At 41.6% G+C, this 14,757-nt stretch carries 14 protein-coding genes and 1 pseudogene; 12 read left to right on the forward strand and 3 right to left on the reverse strand.

Translation table 11 applies throughout. From position 1 onward, the window contains the following. Nucleotides 1-55: 55 nt before the first annotated feature. Nucleotides 56-2,278 (reverse strand): ATP-dependent Clp protease ATP-binding subunit, encoded by a 2,223-nt coding sequence (locus tag BZG42_RS02345; RefSeq protein WP_155969646.1) that lies wholly within the window; start codon nt 2,276-2,278, stop codon nt 56-58. 228 nt (nt 2,279-2,506) lie between these two features. On the opposite strand from BZG42_RS02345, the gene BZG42_RS02350 reads away from it, so the two are divergent. From BZG42_RS02350 to BZG42_RS02365, 4 genes are all read left to right on the forward strand, one after another. After that, nucleotides 2,507-2,737 (forward strand): DUF1797 family protein, encoded by a 231-nt coding sequence (locus BZG42_RS02350; RefSeq protein ID WP_024532454.1) that lies wholly within the window; start codon nt 2,507-2,509, stop codon nt 2,735-2,737. Between the two features lie 125 nt (nt 2,738-2,862). Next, a complete protein-coding gene (locus BZG42_RS02355) occupies nt 2,863-3,552 on the forward strand; it encodes an amino acid ABC transporter permease (protein WP_120171387.1) in 690 nt (229 codons plus the stop codon). Further along, complete coding sequence (locus tag BZG42_RS02360; RefSeq protein ID WP_155965061.1) at nt 3,545-4,279, forward strand: amino acid ABC transporter ATP-binding protein; 735 nt, start codon at nt 3,545-3,547, stop codon at nt 4,277-4,279. The genes BZG42_RS02355 and BZG42_RS02360 overlap by 8 nt, the downstream gene beginning before the upstream one ends. Before the next feature lie 188 nt (nt 4,280-4,467). After that, the gene (locus BZG42_RS02365) at nt 4,468-5,316 is read left to right on the forward strand and encodes a bifunctional methylenetetrahydrofolate dehydrogenase/methenyltetrahydrofolate cyclohydrolase (protein WP_120171389.1); all 849 of its coding nucleotides are present in this window, start codon (nt 4,468-4,470) and stop codon (nt 5,314-5,316) included. Between the two features lie 497 nt (nt 5,317-5,813). Here the strand turns inward: BZG42_RS02365 and ypfJ are convergent, their stop codons facing one another. Continuing rightward, nucleotides 5,814-6,722, reverse strand: a complete 909-nt coding sequence (gene ypfJ, locus BZG42_RS02370) for a KPN_02809 family neutral zinc metallopeptidase (protein WP_155964098.1) — start codon at nt 6,720-6,722, stop codon at nt 5,814-5,816. Nucleotides 6,723-7,004: 282 nt separating this feature from the next. On the opposite strand from ypfJ, the gene xseA reads away from it, so the two are divergent. The 8 genes from xseA (at nt 7,005) to BZG42_RS02410 (ending at nt 14,415) form a co-directional block, all read left to right on the forward strand. Further along, nucleotides 7,005-8,348: an exodeoxyribonuclease VII large subunit gene (gene xseA, locus BZG42_RS02375; RefSeq protein WP_120171391.1), complete on the forward strand. Its 1,344-nt coding sequence runs from the start codon at nt 7,005-7,007 to the stop codon at nt 8,346-8,348. Then, the gene (locus BZG42_RS02380) at nt 8,323-8,538 is read left to right on the forward strand and encodes an exodeoxyribonuclease VII small subunit (RefSeq protein WP_024532460.1); all 216 of its coding nucleotides are present in this window, start codon (nt 8,323-8,325) and stop codon (nt 8,536-8,538) included. The genes xseA and BZG42_RS02380 overlap by 26 nt, the downstream gene beginning before the upstream one ends. Further along, nucleotides 8,538-9,407 carry a polyprenyl synthetase family protein gene (locus tag BZG42_RS02385; RefSeq protein ID WP_155996284.1) on the forward strand — a complete coding sequence of 290 codons (870 nt, stop codon included), beginning with the start codon at nt 8,538-8,540 and terminating at the stop codon, nt 9,405-9,407. Before BZG42_RS02380 ends, BZG42_RS02385 begins: the two co-directional genes overlap by 1 nt. Then, nucleotides 9,400-10,221 (forward strand): TlyA family RNA methyltransferase, encoded by an 822-nt coding sequence (locus BZG42_RS02390; RefSeq protein ID WP_024532462.1) that lies wholly within the window; start codon nt 9,400-9,402, stop codon nt 10,219-10,221. Before BZG42_RS02385 ends, BZG42_RS02390 begins: the two co-directional genes overlap by 8 nt. After that, nucleotides 10,214-10,639 carry an arginine repressor gene (locus BZG42_RS02395; protein WP_024532463.1) on the forward strand — a complete coding sequence of 142 codons (426 nt, stop codon included), beginning with the start codon at nt 10,214-10,216 and terminating at the stop codon, nt 10,637-10,639. The genes BZG42_RS02390 and BZG42_RS02395 overlap by 8 nt, the downstream gene beginning before the upstream one ends. Nucleotides 10,640-10,641: 2 nt before the next feature. Continuing rightward, nucleotides 10,642-12,303 (forward strand): DNA repair protein RecN, encoded by a 1,662-nt coding sequence (gene recN, locus BZG42_RS02400; RefSeq protein ID WP_120171394.1) that lies wholly within the window; start codon nt 10,642-10,644, stop codon nt 12,301-12,303. 689 nt (nt 12,304-12,992) lie between these two features. Then, entirely contained in the window at nt 12,993-13,826 is an 834-nt protein-coding gene (locus tag BZG42_RS02405; protein WP_155963299.1) for a DegV family protein, read from the forward strand. Between the two features lie 313 nt (nt 13,827-14,139). After that, on the forward strand, nt 14,140-14,415 hold the full coding sequence (locus tag BZG42_RS02410; RefSeq protein ID WP_024532466.1) for an HU family DNA-binding protein: 276 nt from the start codon (nt 14,140-14,142) through the stop codon (nt 14,413-14,415). Between the two features lie 88 nt (nt 14,416-14,503). On the opposite strand, the pseudogene BZG42_RS02415 reads toward BZG42_RS02410, so the two are convergent. Next, nucleotides 14,504-14,689, reverse strand: a pseudogene (locus BZG42_RS02415) (tyrosine-type recombinase/integrase); the annotation flags it as partial. Nucleotides 14,690-14,757: the final 68 nt, after the last annotated feature.

The following is a 14,757-nucleotide window of genomic DNA, read 5'->3' on the forward strand; positions in this document are numbered from 1 at the left end:
GGTGATGTGGGCTTATAGCCCCTGTTCAAACCACCCGTTAGACGGGTGGTTATGATTATTTGGTTTTTGTTTGAGCCTTGATTTGGATAGTTCCCTTGCTCGTCATGACTGCTCGCAGGTTCTTTTCACTTGGATTTTCCAGATAAAAATCAGTAATAGCGTCCTCAATTTGATCTTGGATAGTTCGGCGAAGCGGACGAGCTCCCATTTTTGGGTCGTAGCCCAAGTCAACCAATTTTTCCTTGACCTTATCTGTGACATGTAGGTTGATACCGTTGTGAGAAAGCCGCTGGTTGACATCCTCCAACATGAGGCTGACGATTTCTAGTAGATTTTCCTTGCTGAGCGGTTGGAATTCGATAATTCCATCAAAACGATTCATGAACTCTGGGGTAAAGAAGTTGCTGAGTTGACCGAGGACAGATTGTGTCCGTCCTTCTATGCTGGCACCAAAACCAACGCTGGCTTCAACCTTACCTGTTCCCGCATTGGACGTCATGATGATGATGGTGTCTTTAAAGCTGACTGTCCGCCCTTGTCCGTCTGTCAAACGCCCATCATCCAAGACTTGGAGGAACATGTGTAAGACATCCGGATGGGCCTTTTCTATCTCATCTAAGAGGATGAGTGAATAAGGATTGCGGCGAACTTTTTCTGTTAGTTGTCCTGCTTCTTCATAACCGACATAGCCTGGGGGTGCCCCGACTAACTTGGCAATAGCGTGTTTTTCCATGTATTCGGACATATCAAAGCGAATCATACTGTCCGCCGATCCAAAGAGTTCAATGGCGAGTTGTTTGGACAATTCTGTTTTTCCGACGCCAGTCGGACCAACAAAGAGGAAGGAGCCGATTGGGCGATTTGGTGCTCCCAGACCGACACGATTACGGCGGATAGCCTTTGCAATCTTATCAACGGCCTCATCTTGACCGATAACATGCGCTTTTAGATCGCTTGCTAGATTGATGAGCTGTGATTGTTCTTTTTCTTTCAAATCACCAACGGGGATATTGGTCTTTTGCTCGACAATGGCTTCGATTTCTTTTTCGGTAATGAGCGGTGTATCCTCTTCGCTGATGGTAGCCTTTTGCATTTCCTTATACTTTGCAATCTGATCGCGGAAATAAGCTGCTTTTTCATAATCTTCGTCACGTGTGGCTTGAGCCTTACGATTCTCAGCGTCAAGCAAGCGCTGATCAATTTCCCTTGGGTCAACAAAGTTGAGGGTCAGGTTCATTTTGGAGCCGGCTTCGTCCAGTAGGTCAATGGCCTTGTCTGGTAGAAAGCGGTCTTGAATATAGCGATTGGAAAGAACAGCTGCAGCTTCAATGGCCGTATCTGAATACTTAACGTGGTGATAATCTTGGTATTTGCTTTGAATACCCTTGAGAATGGTGATTGTTTCTTCAACGCTAGGTTCTTCTACTTTTACTGGTTGCATGCGTCGTTCAAGAGCAGCATCCTTCTCAATGATGCGGTATTCGTTGAGGGTGGTTGCCCCTACTAATTGCATTTCCCCACGAGCCAAAGCTGGCTTGAGAATGTTTCCTGCATCCATATTACCATCACCGGCAGAACCAGCTCCGACGATTTCATGGATCTCATCAATAAAGAGGATGATTTCCCGGCGGTTGCGGATTTCTTCCATCAGTTTTTGCATCCGTTCTTCAAATTGCCCGCGAATGCCTGTCCCTTGGACCAAACTTACCACATCGAGTCGGATAACCTCTTTTCCTCGCAGTTTTTGTGGAACATCACCATCAACGATTTTTTGAGCTAGACCTTCAACAACCGCAGTCTTACCCACACCTGGCTCTCCGATGAGGACGGGATTGTTTTTGGTCCTGCGGTTGAGAATCTCAATGACCCGTGTAATTTCTTGATCGCGACCAATTACTGGGTCAATGTCGCCTCGGCGAGCAATATCGGTCACATTGATTCCAAATTCTTCCAAGAGACCATTGGGCTGTTGTGGAGGAGGCGTCTGCCCACCACGACCATTGTGACTTCCGCCAGACTGAGTTGGAGGGGTCTGTTCACGTTTTTTGCCAGCAGGTGTATTACCTGGATAGCCTCCCAGATGATTGAAGAACTCGCTAAATGGATCCATATTATTAGGATTTACCATGTCACCTAAGCCGCGTAGGATAGCATTATTTGGATCTGTTTTCATGATTTGATAACAATTGTGACAGAGGTCAACCTGTTGCTGTTTACCGTTTAGATTGGTATAGAGATGGATCGTTGCGTCGTTGATATTACAATTTTTGCAGAGCATGTTTCTACCTCTTTCTGTGAAAAAGTATGACCTATTCCTGAATAGTCAAAAAAGGTCAGTTCTATTTTTATTATAACAAGATTCAGAGAAAAATCAAGAAACTGCTACGTTTTGAAAGGTAAGATTTAGCGTGAAAACACGGACGTCAGTAGGAAAAGGGTGAAAAATTAAGACTTTTTTAGTAAGATGTGGTAAAATATTCCTATAAAAATGATTAGGAGAATGAATATGGAATCACATTTGGTGAGAATTATCAATCGTCTTGAGGCTATGGCTAATGACGGTGGTACCTTGAAACGCAATTTTGAGCGTGAAGGTGTTGTCGTTGCAGAAGTGGCTTATAGCTATGACGAGGAAAATGGTTCAGTCTTTACCTTGCGTGATGTTGCTGCTCGTGAAACGTATACGTTTGACAGCATTGACTTAATCGCCATGGAAATCTATGAACTACTATACTAATAACAAGTGTGAGGCACCCAAGGGTGCTTTTTCTTGTGAAAAGATGAGTGATACCAAACAAAACGGTTGCATAAATATTCAAAAATGGTATAATAGTCCCTAAATGAAAAAATTGGAGTGAGTGGATGAATTTTTCTTTTTTGCCCGATTATTGGGCTTATTTTAATTATGGTGCAATAGTTACTCTTATTATTGCAGTTTTTTCGGTTTTTTTGGGCAGTATATTAGGTGTTTTATTGGCTTTTGCACAAAGAAGTAAGTATAGTGTTTTGGTTTGGGCTGCTAATATCTATGTTTGGATTTTCCGTGGAACGCCGATGATTGTGCAGATTATGATTGCTTTTGCCATGACTCATTTCACAGCACCGACATTTCAACTGGGAATATTGACGGTAGATTTGACTCGCTTGATTCCAGGGATTATTGTGATTTCTATGAACTCAGGAGCTTATGTGTCTGAGACCGTACGTGCTGGGATCAATGCGGTTCCTAAAGGTCAGTTAGAAGCAGCCTACTCACTGGGAATTCGTCCCAAACAAGCTATGCGCTACGTTATCATGCCACAGGCAATTAAAAATATTTTACCAGCCCTAGGGAATGAGTTTATAACTATTGTTAAAGATAGCTCGCTCTTGTCTACCATCGGTGTGATGGAGTTGTGGAACGGTGCCCAAACAGTACAGTCAACTTCCTACATTCCCCTAACGCCACTGATATTGGCGGCTAGTTACTATCTCGTCATGACCACTGTTTTGACAATGATGATTCAAGCATTTGAGAAGAAGCTGAGCAAGGGAGGGCAGATACATGGCTAACGCGATTATTTCGATTAAGGATTTGCACAAATATTATGGTGAAAATGAAGTTTTGAAAGGGATTGATTTGGAGATCCAGCAAGGGCAGGTAGTTGTGATTATTGGCCCTTCTGGTTCAGGAAAGTCAACCTTTCTGCGAACGATGAATCTGTTGGAAGTTCCTACCAAGGGAACGGTGACATTTGAGGGTGTTGATATTACAGACAAGTCCAATGATATTTTTAAAATGCGAGAAAAGATGGGGATGGTTTTTCAGCAGTTTAATCTGTTTCCCAATATGACCGTTTTAGAAAATATTACTCTTTCGCCTATTAAAACCAAAGGGATTGCTAGGGAGGAGGCAGAGAAGAAAGCTTTGGCCTTGCTTGAAAAGGTCGGTTTGCCTGATAAGGCTGATGCCTATCCACAGAGTTTGTCAGGAGGGCAGCAACAACGGATTGCTATTGCACGTGGTCTAGCCATGGATCCAGATGTCTTGCTTTTTGATGAGCCTACTTCTGCCTTGGATCCTGAGATGGTTGGAGAAGTATTGGCAGTTATGCAGGATTTGGCTAGATCAGGTATGACAATGGTCATTGTAACGCACGAAATGGGCTTTGCTCGTGAAGTGGCAGACCGAGTGATTTTCATGGATGGTGGTGTTATTGTGGAAGACGGCACACCGGCAGAGGTTTTTGAATATGCCAAGGAAGAGCGAACCAAGGACTTTCTATCCAAGATCCTGTAGTCTGTTAGGCAGCGATTATCTGGATGGTAAAAAAATTTTTCTGCTTGCTTTTGTGCTTGATTGAGTATATGTTGCTTAAAACTCCGACAATGTTCGGAGTTTTTGCATTTGGAAGCTTTTGGTTGAAAGTAATGTAGTCAGACAGGCAGAATTAAGGTATAATGGAAAAAACTAGAGGAGAGTAAAGCATGAAGACGATTGATGGTAAGGCTTTGGCGGTTAAAATGCAGACTGCTTTGGCGGAAAAAACAGCTAGACTGAAGGCAGAACGGAACTTGGTGCCAGGGCTTGTCGTTATTTTGGTAGGTGAAAATCCAGCCAGTCAGGTTTATGTGCGTAATAAGGAGCGTTCAGCTCTAGCTGCGGGTTTTAAGAGCGAAGTTGTACGTGTGCCAGAAACCATTTCAGAAGTAGCCTTATTGGACTTAATTGCTAAATATAATCAAGATGAGACGTGGCATGGCATTTTGGTTCAGCTACCTTTACCGGATCACATTGATGAGGAAAAAGTACTCTTGGCGATTGCTCCCGAGAAAGATGTGGATGGTTTTCATCCGATGAATATGGGGCGTTTGTGGAGTGGTCATCCTGTAATGGTGCCTTGCACACCAGCAGGGATTATGGAGATGTTCAAAGAATATCAGATTGATTTAGCGGGTAAGTCAGCTCTGGTAATTGGACGTTCTAATATCGTTGGTAAGCCTATGGCTCAACTGCTGTTGGATGCCAATGCGACAGTAACGCTTGCCCATTCTCGAACAAAAAATTTACCAGAACTAGCTCGCCAAGCGGATATTCTAGTGGTAGCTATCGGCCGTGGACATTTTGTGACAAAGGACTTTGTTAAGCCAGGAGCAGTCGTGATTGATGTTGGGATGAATCGGGATGAAAATGGAAAACTAATTGGTGATGTTCAGTACGATGAAGTAGCAGAGGTAGCCAGCTTTATCACACCGGTTCCTGGAGGTGTCGGTCCAATGACTATTACCATGTTGTTAGAACAGACTTATGAAGCTTGTCTGAGGGCGCAACCATAGCTGTTTGTACACAATATTGATAGCTAGAGTCATCACTACTGTAGATGTCTACTTGCTGGGGTGTTGTGGAAGTTACCTTATTTAAGATAAAGGATTTTTATTTTGTTGATTAGAAGTGAGAAAATCAGAGTAGGAGCGTTTAAGGAGACATCCTATCACCTATACCATAGTTTTTTATCTCACCTTCTTCTCCCCCTTATCATTTCTTGAAAGTCTATGCCGACCAGATTAGTGGTCGGTATTTTTATTATCGTTATTTAGTTTACTGTATTCTTCTAAGGACTGAGAAAACGTTGTTTTATTATACTAGCTTTGACTAGTGTATCCCTTCTCCAGAATGAGACTCTAGTTTCTTTGCTTCAACCTCCATCAGTTCATTCCACAGTGCTGGGTTTAAAAGTCAATGAGGCTTTAGTAGTCGCAGTTGGAAAGAAGGATTTTATCCTCTTATGAGATAAAAATTCCCCAGCCATGATGGCTGAGGAGAGGGTGAGAGTTTACGGATTTGGCACAGAGAAGGTGTCACCATGTGCTAAGTCACCATAGGTATAGCCTCGATAAAACCAGCGCTTGCGTTGTTCGGAGGTACCATGGGTGAAGCTATCTGGAACGGTATGGCCGTAAGATTCTTTTTGAAGAGTATCATCACCAACAGCGTGGGCAGCATTCATGGCTTCGTCAATGTCTCCTGCGTCTAGTAGCCCTTGGCCATCAACATATTTAGCCCAGGCCCCTGCATAGTAGTCTGCTTGTAATTCTAGACGGACAGTGAGTGCATTGGCCTCTTTGGTTGATACTGTAGCTCGTTTCTGGTGATAGGCACTAAGGATGTTCAATTCATTTTGTACATGGTGACCGACTTCATGAGCAATGACATAAGCCATTGCAAAGTCACCAGAAGCCTTATATTTACGTGATAATTCCTGATAGAAGGAAGTATCAATATAGATTTTTCGGTCTGCTCCACAGTAGAAAGGTCCAGCTTGAGCAGAACCAAGACCACAACCGGTTCTGGTTTGATTCGTGTAGAAAACGAGTGTTGGTGCTTTGTAGTTCAATCCATTCTTCTTAAATTCTTGTGTCCAAAAATCTTCCGTAGAGGCAAGAACTTTACTCATAAAGGTGGCATCTTGGTCAGAAATCGTGGTACCAGTAGTTGATACTTGACTAGATTGATAAGGATTGCTTCCCGTTGATGGAGATAGTAGTCCCCCAAGGTTGGATAGACCGCCAAAGGCTACTAGTAGGACAAGGACGACTAACTTTCCTCTCCACCCGAGACGAGAAAAGAGTAGACCTAATAACGCATTTCCACCTGAAGAACCAGTCGAGTAAGCTCTTCCGGTACTGGGTTGCCCTCTACGATCTTCGATATTGGAACTTTTTCTCAAATCATCTGTTTTCATAAAAATCTCCTTAGAAGTTGTATTTACCAGCAAAATACCTCAGCTTTTCGCTTACAAGTAAGTTTTTAAAGGATCGCCTCAAAAATGTGACGAGGAATGTGGTATGAAAGCTGTCGAGTTGAGCGCTTTTGCTGTAAATACGGATTCTTGTAATCTTTTAAAACTATTATATAGTAAAACTTCGAAAAAAAACACAGGAAAGCGATCCGAATATATGTGTATCTTCTGTATAATAGTGCAAAATTTGGTATAATGGTAAGGAAGCAGACGGAAGGAGTAGGCATGGTTGAATATTTATCGGTTAGTCATCTAACGAAGTATTTGAAATTAAAATTTGACCGAGATCCCTATTTAGAGAGGGTGTACTTGACAGGGCAAGTATCCAATTTCCGCAAGCGGCCGACCCATCAATACTTTTCGCTCAAGGATGATAAGGCGGTTATTCAGGCTACTGTGTGGGCTGGAGTTTACAAGGGATTGGGTTTTGACTTAGAAGAAGGAATGAAGGTCAATGTTGTTGGTCGTGTCCAACTCTACGAGCCGAGCGGATCTTACTCCATTGTGATTGAAAAAGCTGAGCCAGACGGCATCGGTGCCTTAGCAATTAAGTTTGAGCAGCTCAAGCAGTCCTTGACACAGGAAGGGGTGTTTAAGCAAGAATTTAAGCAAGCTCTGCCTCGATTTACAAAGAAAATTGGAGTTATTACCAGTCCGAGTGGTGCAGTCATTCAAGATATTATCACAACGGTCAAACGTCGTTTTCCGGGGGTAGAAATTGTTCTTTATCCGACCAAGGTGCAAGGAGAAGGAGCAGCCCAAGAGGTTGTTGCAAATATCCAAAGAGCTAATGAACGCGGTGACTTGGATGTACTCATCGTTGGTCGTGGAGGAGGTTCTATTGAGGACCTTTGGGCTTTCAATGAGGAAGTGGTGGTTCGAGCTATTTTTGAATCCCGCATTCCTATTATCTCTAGTGTGGGGCATGAAACGGATACGACCTTAGCAGACTTTGTGGCAGATAGGCGGGCAGCAACACCGACTGCTGCGGCAGAAATGGCTACTCCGATTACAAAGGCAGATTTGTTGGGCTATTTAGGTCAACAGGAAAATCGAGCTTATCAAGCTATGACGAATCGGATAAAATTTCGGAGAAGTCAGTTGGAAAAGATTTGTCAATCGGTTATCTTTCGTCAACCAGAGCGACTCTATGATGGCTATTTGCAGAAATTGGATCGTCTAAGCCATCAACTTCAGATGCGGACGAAGGAAGTATTTCATCAGCAAAAGCAAGCGAGCCTCTTGTTGAACCAACGCTTACGGGGCGTACAACTAAGGCAAAAAGTAGCGGTTTTTCAGGAGAAAATTCGTCAGCAAGAACGGCTGCTGAAAAGCAATATGGCCAATATTTATGATAATAAAATGTCCAGAGCAGACAAGTTGATTGAAGCCTTGACCATGCTGGATACCAGTCGGATTATTGCTCGTGGTTATGCCATTGTCATACAAAATGGCTGTGTGTTAGATAGTGTGGAAACAATTAAAACAGGTGAGAGTGCAATCATCCAAATGAAGGATGGACAGTTGAATGTGGAGGTAAATCATGTCCAAAAAAACGAAGACATTTGAAGAAAATTTAGCAGAACTGGAAGAAATCGTGACCAAATTGGAGCAGGGTGATGTGGCTTTGGAAGAAGCGCTAGCCGAGTTTCAAAAAGGAATGGTTCTATCAAAAGACCTACAAAAAACATTGGCCGAAGCAGAAAAAACGTTGGTAAAAGTTATGCAAGCGGATGGCACCGAAACGGAGTTGGCATAATGGTTGCAGATAAATTGCACCTTTTAGAGAAGACTATGGCAGCCTTTTATCAACCTCAATTGGCTGAGCAGCTTAATCAGTCGGTTCTCTATTCGCTTCAAGCGGGAGGAAAGCGGATTCGTCCTTTGCTTTTGCTGACCATTTTAGAAGCCTTTGGTGTAGAATTGTTACCCGCTCACTATCAGGTGGCAGCCTGTGTGGAGCTGATTCATACAGGTAGTCTTATCCACGATGATCTTCCTGCTATGGACAATGATGATTATCGGCGTGGCTGTCTGACCAACCATAAAGTCTATGGTGAGGCAATAGCAATCTTAGCTGGTGATAGTCTGTTTTTAGATGCATTTGGTTTTCTAGCACAGGTAGATTTGCCGGATGCAATCCTTGTCTCCCTTATCAAGGAACTATCCCAGGCTTCAGGAACTTTCGGAATGGTTGCAGGGCAGGCCTTGGATATGGCTGGTGAAGGTCAGAGTTTATCGTTGGAACAATTACAGGCAATCCATGCCAATAAAACGGGTAAATTGCTGGCTTTTCCATTTGTTGCAGCGGGATTGATTGCAGAAAAAAATGGGCAAGTGTTGCAGCATTTGCGCCAGATAGGTCAATTAGTTGGTTTAGCTTTTCAGGTGCGGGATGATATTTTGGATGTGACAGCAACTTTTGAGGAGATTGGTAAGACACCTCAGAAAGATTTGTTGGTGGAAAAATCCACCTACCCAGCCTTACTGGGCTTAGAACCTTCAAAAGTTTTTCTAGAAGAAACTCTGAACCAAGCAGTTAGTGAGCTAGATAAGGTGGCAAATCTGGTTCCATTTTCAACCGAAAAAATAAAAGAAATGATAGAAAGTTTACGGATCAATGCCTAAGGAAAGAGTAGATGTATTGGCTTTTAAACAAGGACTTTTTGAGACTAGAGAGCAGGCCAAGCGCGGTGTAATGGCAGGTTTGGTCATTTCTGTTGTAAATGGCGAACGCTATGACAAGCCGGGTGAAAAGATTGATGAAGGAGTTGAACTCAAACTAAAAGGAGAAAAACTCAAGTATGTTAGTCGTGGTGGTCTAAAATTGGAAAAAGCCTTGCAGGTATTTAGCATTTCAGTTGAAGGGCAGACAACGATTGACATTGGTGCATCAACCGGTGGATTTACAGATGTTATGTTGCAATCTGGTGCTAAGCAGGTCTATGCTGTTGATGTAGGAACCAATCAGCTCGCTTGGAAATTGCGTCAAGATGAACGCGTCATCAGCATGGAGCAGTATAATTTTCGGTATGCTGAGCTGAAAGATTTTTCTGCTGGTCAACCTAGTTTTGCTTCAATTGATGTTAGTTTTATTTCGTTGAGTCTTATTTTACCAACCTTACACGGAATCTTGATGGACGGTGGTCAAGTCGTTGCTTTGGTAAAACCGCAGTTTGAGGCAGGGCGTGAGCAGATTGGTAAGAATGGAATTGTCAAAGATAAGGCTGTTCACTTGAAAGTTTTGGAATATGTAGCAGTCATAGCAGTTGAAAACGGCTTTTCAGTCAAAGCGTTCAGCTTTTCGCCAGTCCAAGGTGGACATGGCAATATCGAATTTTTAGCTCATTTAGAAAAATCACCTCAGCCCAGTCAGATTGAAAAACAAAAACTAATAGATACAGTTTATCAAGCGCATAAGGAATTAAAAAAAGATGAATAAACGAGAACGCTTAGAAATAATTAAGGATTTAGTGGTTCGCTTTCCCATTGATAGACAAGAAGAGATTGTCGAACGCTTGGAGGCAATGGGAGTCACTGCGACACAGGCAACGGTTTCACGTGATATTAAGGAGTTGGGGATTATTAAAATTCCATCAGCAGATAAGGGATATATTTACGGTTTGCCAAAGACAGGGCGTGTTAAAGCCAAAACACAGAATGTTTTGGACGTATCGGTGATGGACAAGATGATTCATCTCCGTCTGGTTCCAGGGAGTTCGGCAGTTGTAAAGCGTCAGATTTGGGAACAGTTTCAGACGCATATTTTTTCCATCATTGCTGACGACGATAGTATCTTGCTCATCGTTGCAGAAGAGCAGATTGTTCCGCAGATAGAGCGAACCGTTAGAAGGTGGTAAGCATGTTATTGGAAGTGTCCATAAAAAATTTCGCCATCATTGAGCAGGTGTCGCTAAATTTTGAGAATGGAATGACGATTCTGTCGGGTGAAACTGGTGCGGGTAAGTCCATTATCATTGATGCTATGAATCTGATGCTAGGTGCACGGGCAACGACAGATGTGATTCGTCATGGAGCGCCCAAGGCTGAGATTGAAGGGCTTTTCTCTTTTGAGAATAGCAGAGCGATAGAGCAGATTTTGGCTGAGCAGGGAATTGAAGTTACAGAAGAGTTGATTATTCGAAGGGAGATCCTCCCTAATGGTCGTTCTGTTAGTCGAGTTAATGGACAGATGGTCAATCTGTCTGTCTTAAAACAAATTGGCCAGCACTTGGTGGATATTCATGGTCAGCACGACCAAGAAGAGTTGATGAAGTCTCAACATCATATCCGGCTTCTAGATAGTTTTGGGGAAGATGAGTTTTGGATGCTCAAAGATCGTTATCAGGAGGTATTTGAGGCCTATCGTAACCTCCGCAAACGAGTTTTTGAAAAACAAAAAAATGAGCAGGAACACAAGGCTCGAATTGAGATGTTAGAGTATCAGATTGCTGAAATTGAAGCAGCAGATTTAAAAGCTGGTGAGGATGTTCAGCTCCAACAAGAACGAGATAAACTCCTCAATCACAAGCAAATTGCTGACACCCTGACGAATGCTTATGCTCTTTTAGATAATGAAGACTTTTCAAGCCTAAATAATCTACGCTCAGCCATGAGCGATTTGCAGAGTCTGGAAGAATTTGACCCTGATTATAAATTTTTATCAACCAGCCTTACGGAAGCCTATTACGTGGTCGAAGATGTGACCAAACGTCTGGGAGATGTCGTTGATAACTTAGACTTTGATGGTCATCGTCTGCTACAGTTGGAGCATCGTCTTGATTTACTCGGGACAATTACTCAAAAATATGGAGGGACAGTTGATGATGTTCTAACCTATTTTGAAAAGATCACTGAGGAATACAATCATTTGACAGGGAATGACCTATCTGGGGATGACTTGGAAATCCAGCTTAAAATCTTGGAAAAAGAATTAGTTGATTTAGCCAGTCAACTTAGTCAGGCACGTCATGAATTGGCTCTAACCTTGGAAGATATTATTCGCCAAGAATTGCAAGACTTATACATGGAAAAGGCGCGCTTCCAAGTTCGTTTTTCCAAGGGGAAATTTAATCGTGAAGGCAATGAAACAGTTGAATTTTATATCTCAACCAACCCCGGTGAAGACTTTAAGCCTTTGGTAAAGGTAGCTTCAGGAGGGGAATTATCCCGATTGATGTTAGCTATCAAATCAGCCTTTGCTCGCAAGGAAGGAAAGACCTCCATCGTCTTTGATGAAGTGGATACGGGTGTATCTGGTCGAGTAGCCCAGGCTATTGCTCAGAAAATTTATAAAATAGGACAATACGGTCAAGTTTTGGCTATCTCTCATTTACCGCAGGTAATTGCCATTGCCGACTATCAGTTCTTTATTGAAAAAGTATCTGATGAGCATACGACAGTTTCTCATGTGCGTTTATTAGCTAAAGAAGAAAGAATTGAGGAAATTGCCAAGATGTTGGCTGGTGACAAGGTTACCGAAGCGGCCCGCAATCAGGCTAGAGAGTTAGTTGAAAAAGGTTAGGAGACTAGCCTTTTTTTAGTATACAATGGGGGAATAATTAAAGATACAGAAAAGTACTTATGGAAAATAAAATACGTTACTCTGTAAAAAATACCTTGATTACTTTTTTAGACGTATCATTCTCGAAATGACTATAATGGTAAAACTAAAAACTATTTAAGTACATTCTTAGCCGGCTTATTGGTATTTTCGACTGTTTCAATAAATATAAAGTGAAACAATAGTAATTGTATTCATGAGGAAAAAGTTTTAGTAAGATAATTGGGTAGAGAGTTGATGATAAGTAGGCGAAAATATATTTTATACATTAGTCATTGCTTTTTCTCAGTTTATTTTATCCCTTGATTCGCCTTTCTGAAACTGTAGTAACACTCTTTGAGTAGTCTATCCTATCTTCGCTATTGAATTCTTTTGTTCAACGGTGGTATGTTCCTCTTTAGTAGATGTTTGAAAATTTTAGTGCATTTTATCAGAGTATTTGCCACAGTTTCCTTGATTCTTATATGCGATAAACTCATTTTTTGCGAGAGAAGAGTCCTCTATGCAGGTTTTAATTTCCGTTGTTATTTACTGATTGTATAGATGTCTTTCTGATAGTCATTGTTTATGACTTGACTGTGTGCAAGTTTATTTTTCAGGTAGAATTTGTTATAATGGAAAACAAAGCTGAAAAGAGTTGAGGGTGAAGTATGACAAAGATTAAGATTGTTACAGATTCAAGTACAACCATTGAACCTCATTTGATAGAAGAACTGGACATTACGGTGGTTCCTTTATCCGTTATGGTTGATGGTGTCGTCTATTCTGACAGTGACTTAAAAGAAGGCGAATTTTTGAGGTTAATGCAAGAGGCAAAAAACCTACCTAAGACTAGTCAGCCACCTGTTGGGCTCTTTGCAGAGATGTTTGGTGAGTTATCCAGAGATGGTAGTCAAATTATAGCGATTTTACTTTCTCATGCCCTGTCCGGAACAGTGGAGGCGGCTCGTCAGGGAGCTATCTTATCGGGTGCTGATGTCACTATATTGGATTCTAGCTTTACAGATCAGGCAGAGAAATTTCAAGTTGTTGAAGCAGCTCGCTTGGCAAAAGCAGGGGCAGGTAAGGAAGAGATTCTTGCAAGCCTTGAAGCAATAAAAGATAAAACAGAGTTGTATATCGGTGTGTCAACTCTAGAAAATCTGGTTAAGGGAGGACGTATTGGCCGAGTTCAGGGAATGTTGAGTAGTTTGCTCAATATTCGAGTAATTATGGAGATGAAAGATCATCAGCTAACTCCTGTTGTGAAAGGCCGTGGACACAAAACCTTTAAAAAATGGTTGGAGGAGTTTGCAGTAAGTTTAGCGGATAAAAATGTTGTAGAAATAGGAATTTCCTACTCTGGAGTAGCTGATTTTGCAAATGAAATAAAGGGGCAGCTTCAAACATACGTAGCAAAAGATATTTCTGTTTTAGAAACAGGAGCGATTATTCAGACCCATACTGGTGAGGGAGCTTGGGCGATTTTAATCCGTTATGAGTGATAGGTAATTGAGTTAGGATACCTGATTTATCTTTCTATAGTTTAAAAATTAAAAACATTTACCTCCCTTTAAAAGAGTTGTAGATATTTTCTTTTGTAAAAATATTTGATTCTAAGCCAGTTCAGGTGTAGTTTTGGCTGGCAAATTTAGACGGTATAGAAAGATGGATCATTGACTAGTATAACAGCTCAGTTATGGAAAGTACTTATAGGAAAATAAAGTAAATTAGCATTAAAAACTTGACCAAATGCCTAAAATTCGGTACTATATAATAGTGAGTGATAACTCAGAAATTTATTGGAGGACTTAGCAAATGGCTAATAAACAAGACTTGATTGCAAAAGTTGCAGAAGCAACTTCATTAACAAAAAAGGATTCAGCAGCAGCTGTTGATGCTGTAGTTGCAGCGTTAACTGATTACCTTGTAGCTGGTGAAAAAGTGCAGTTGATTGGTTTTGGTAACTTTGAAGTTCGTGAGCGTTCAGCACGTAAAGGTCGCAACCCACAAACTGGTAAAGAAATTGAAATCGCAGCTTCAAAAGTTCCAGTATTCAAAGCTGGTAAAGCTCTTAAGGAAGCTGTTAAATAATCACAGCACAAAAAGCCTATTGTATCAACGTTTCTACGTTGTGCAATAGGCTTTTTTTGTGTTTAGGGGGCAAATAAGGGGCAAAACTTTAGTAGTTTTCCATGATTTCAGTCACATTTGCCTTGAGTTTCTTGGTGACATGGGTGTAAATTTGGGTTGTTGTCTTAGCGTCTGCATGCCCTACACGGTCCATGATAGCTTTCAAGGGAACTCTGTTTTCTGCTAGACGGCTGACAAGGGTATGACGGAAGATATGGCTTATTATTTGCTTTGAACTAACTTTTTAATATGCAACTGTTAGCAAACTGTAAATTGACTATAAATCAAAAATCGGAATCAATG

Origin of the sequence: Streptococcus sp. DAT741 (genome assembly GCF_009866825.1) — a bacterium.
GTDB classification, from domain to species: domain Bacteria; phylum Bacillota; class Bacilli; order Lactobacillales; family Streptococcaceae; genus Streptococcus; species Streptococcus ruminantium.

Bases quoted from the DNA above. Each gene is read 5' to 3' on its own strand.
- BZG42_RS02345 (WP_155969646.1), bottom strand. From the start codon at position 2,278: ATGCTCTGCAAAAATTGTAATATCAACGACGCAACGATCCATCTCTAT.
- BZG42_RS02350 (WP_024532454.1), top strand. From the start codon at position 2,507: ATGGAATCACATTTGGTGAGAATTATCAATCGTCTTGAGGCTATGGCT.
- BZG42_RS02355 (WP_120171387.1), top strand. From the start codon at position 2,863: ATGAATTTTTCTTTTTTGCCCGATTATTGGGCTTATTTTAATTATGGT.
- BZG42_RS02360 (WP_155965061.1), top strand. From the start codon at position 3,545: ATGGCTAACGCGATTATTTCGATTAAGGATTTGCACAAATATTATGGT.
- BZG42_RS02365 (WP_120171389.1), top strand. From the start codon at position 4,468: ATGAAGACGATTGATGGTAAGGCTTTGGCGGTTAAAATGCAGACTGCT.
- ypfJ (WP_155964098.1), bottom strand. From the start codon at position 6,722: ATGAAAACAGATGATTTGAGAAAAAGTTCCAATATCGAAGATCGTAGA.
- xseA (WP_120171391.1), top strand. From the start codon at position 7,005: ATGGTTGAATATTTATCGGTTAGTCATCTAACGAAGTATTTGAAATTA.
- BZG42_RS02380 (WP_024532460.1), top strand. From the start codon at position 8,323: ATGTCCAAAAAAACGAAGACATTTGAAGAAAATTTAGCAGAACTGGAA.
- BZG42_RS02385 (WP_155996284.1), top strand. From the start codon at position 8,538: ATGGTTGCAGATAAATTGCACCTTTTAGAGAAGACTATGGCAGCCTTT.
- BZG42_RS02390 (WP_024532462.1), top strand. From the start codon at position 9,400: ATGCCTAAGGAAAGAGTAGATGTATTGGCTTTTAAACAAGGACTTTTT.
- BZG42_RS02395 (WP_024532463.1), top strand. From the start codon at position 10,214: ATGAATAAACGAGAACGCTTAGAAATAATTAAGGATTTAGTGGTTCGC.
- recN (WP_120171394.1), top strand. From the start codon at position 10,642: ATGTTATTGGAAGTGTCCATAAAAAATTTCGCCATCATTGAGCAGGTG.
- BZG42_RS02405 (WP_155963299.1), top strand. From the start codon at position 12,993: ATGACAAAGATTAAGATTGTTACAGATTCAAGTACAACCATTGAACCT.
- BZG42_RS02410 (WP_024532466.1), top strand. From the start codon at position 14,140: ATGGCTAATAAACAAGACTTGATTGCAAAAGTTGCAGAAGCAACTTCA.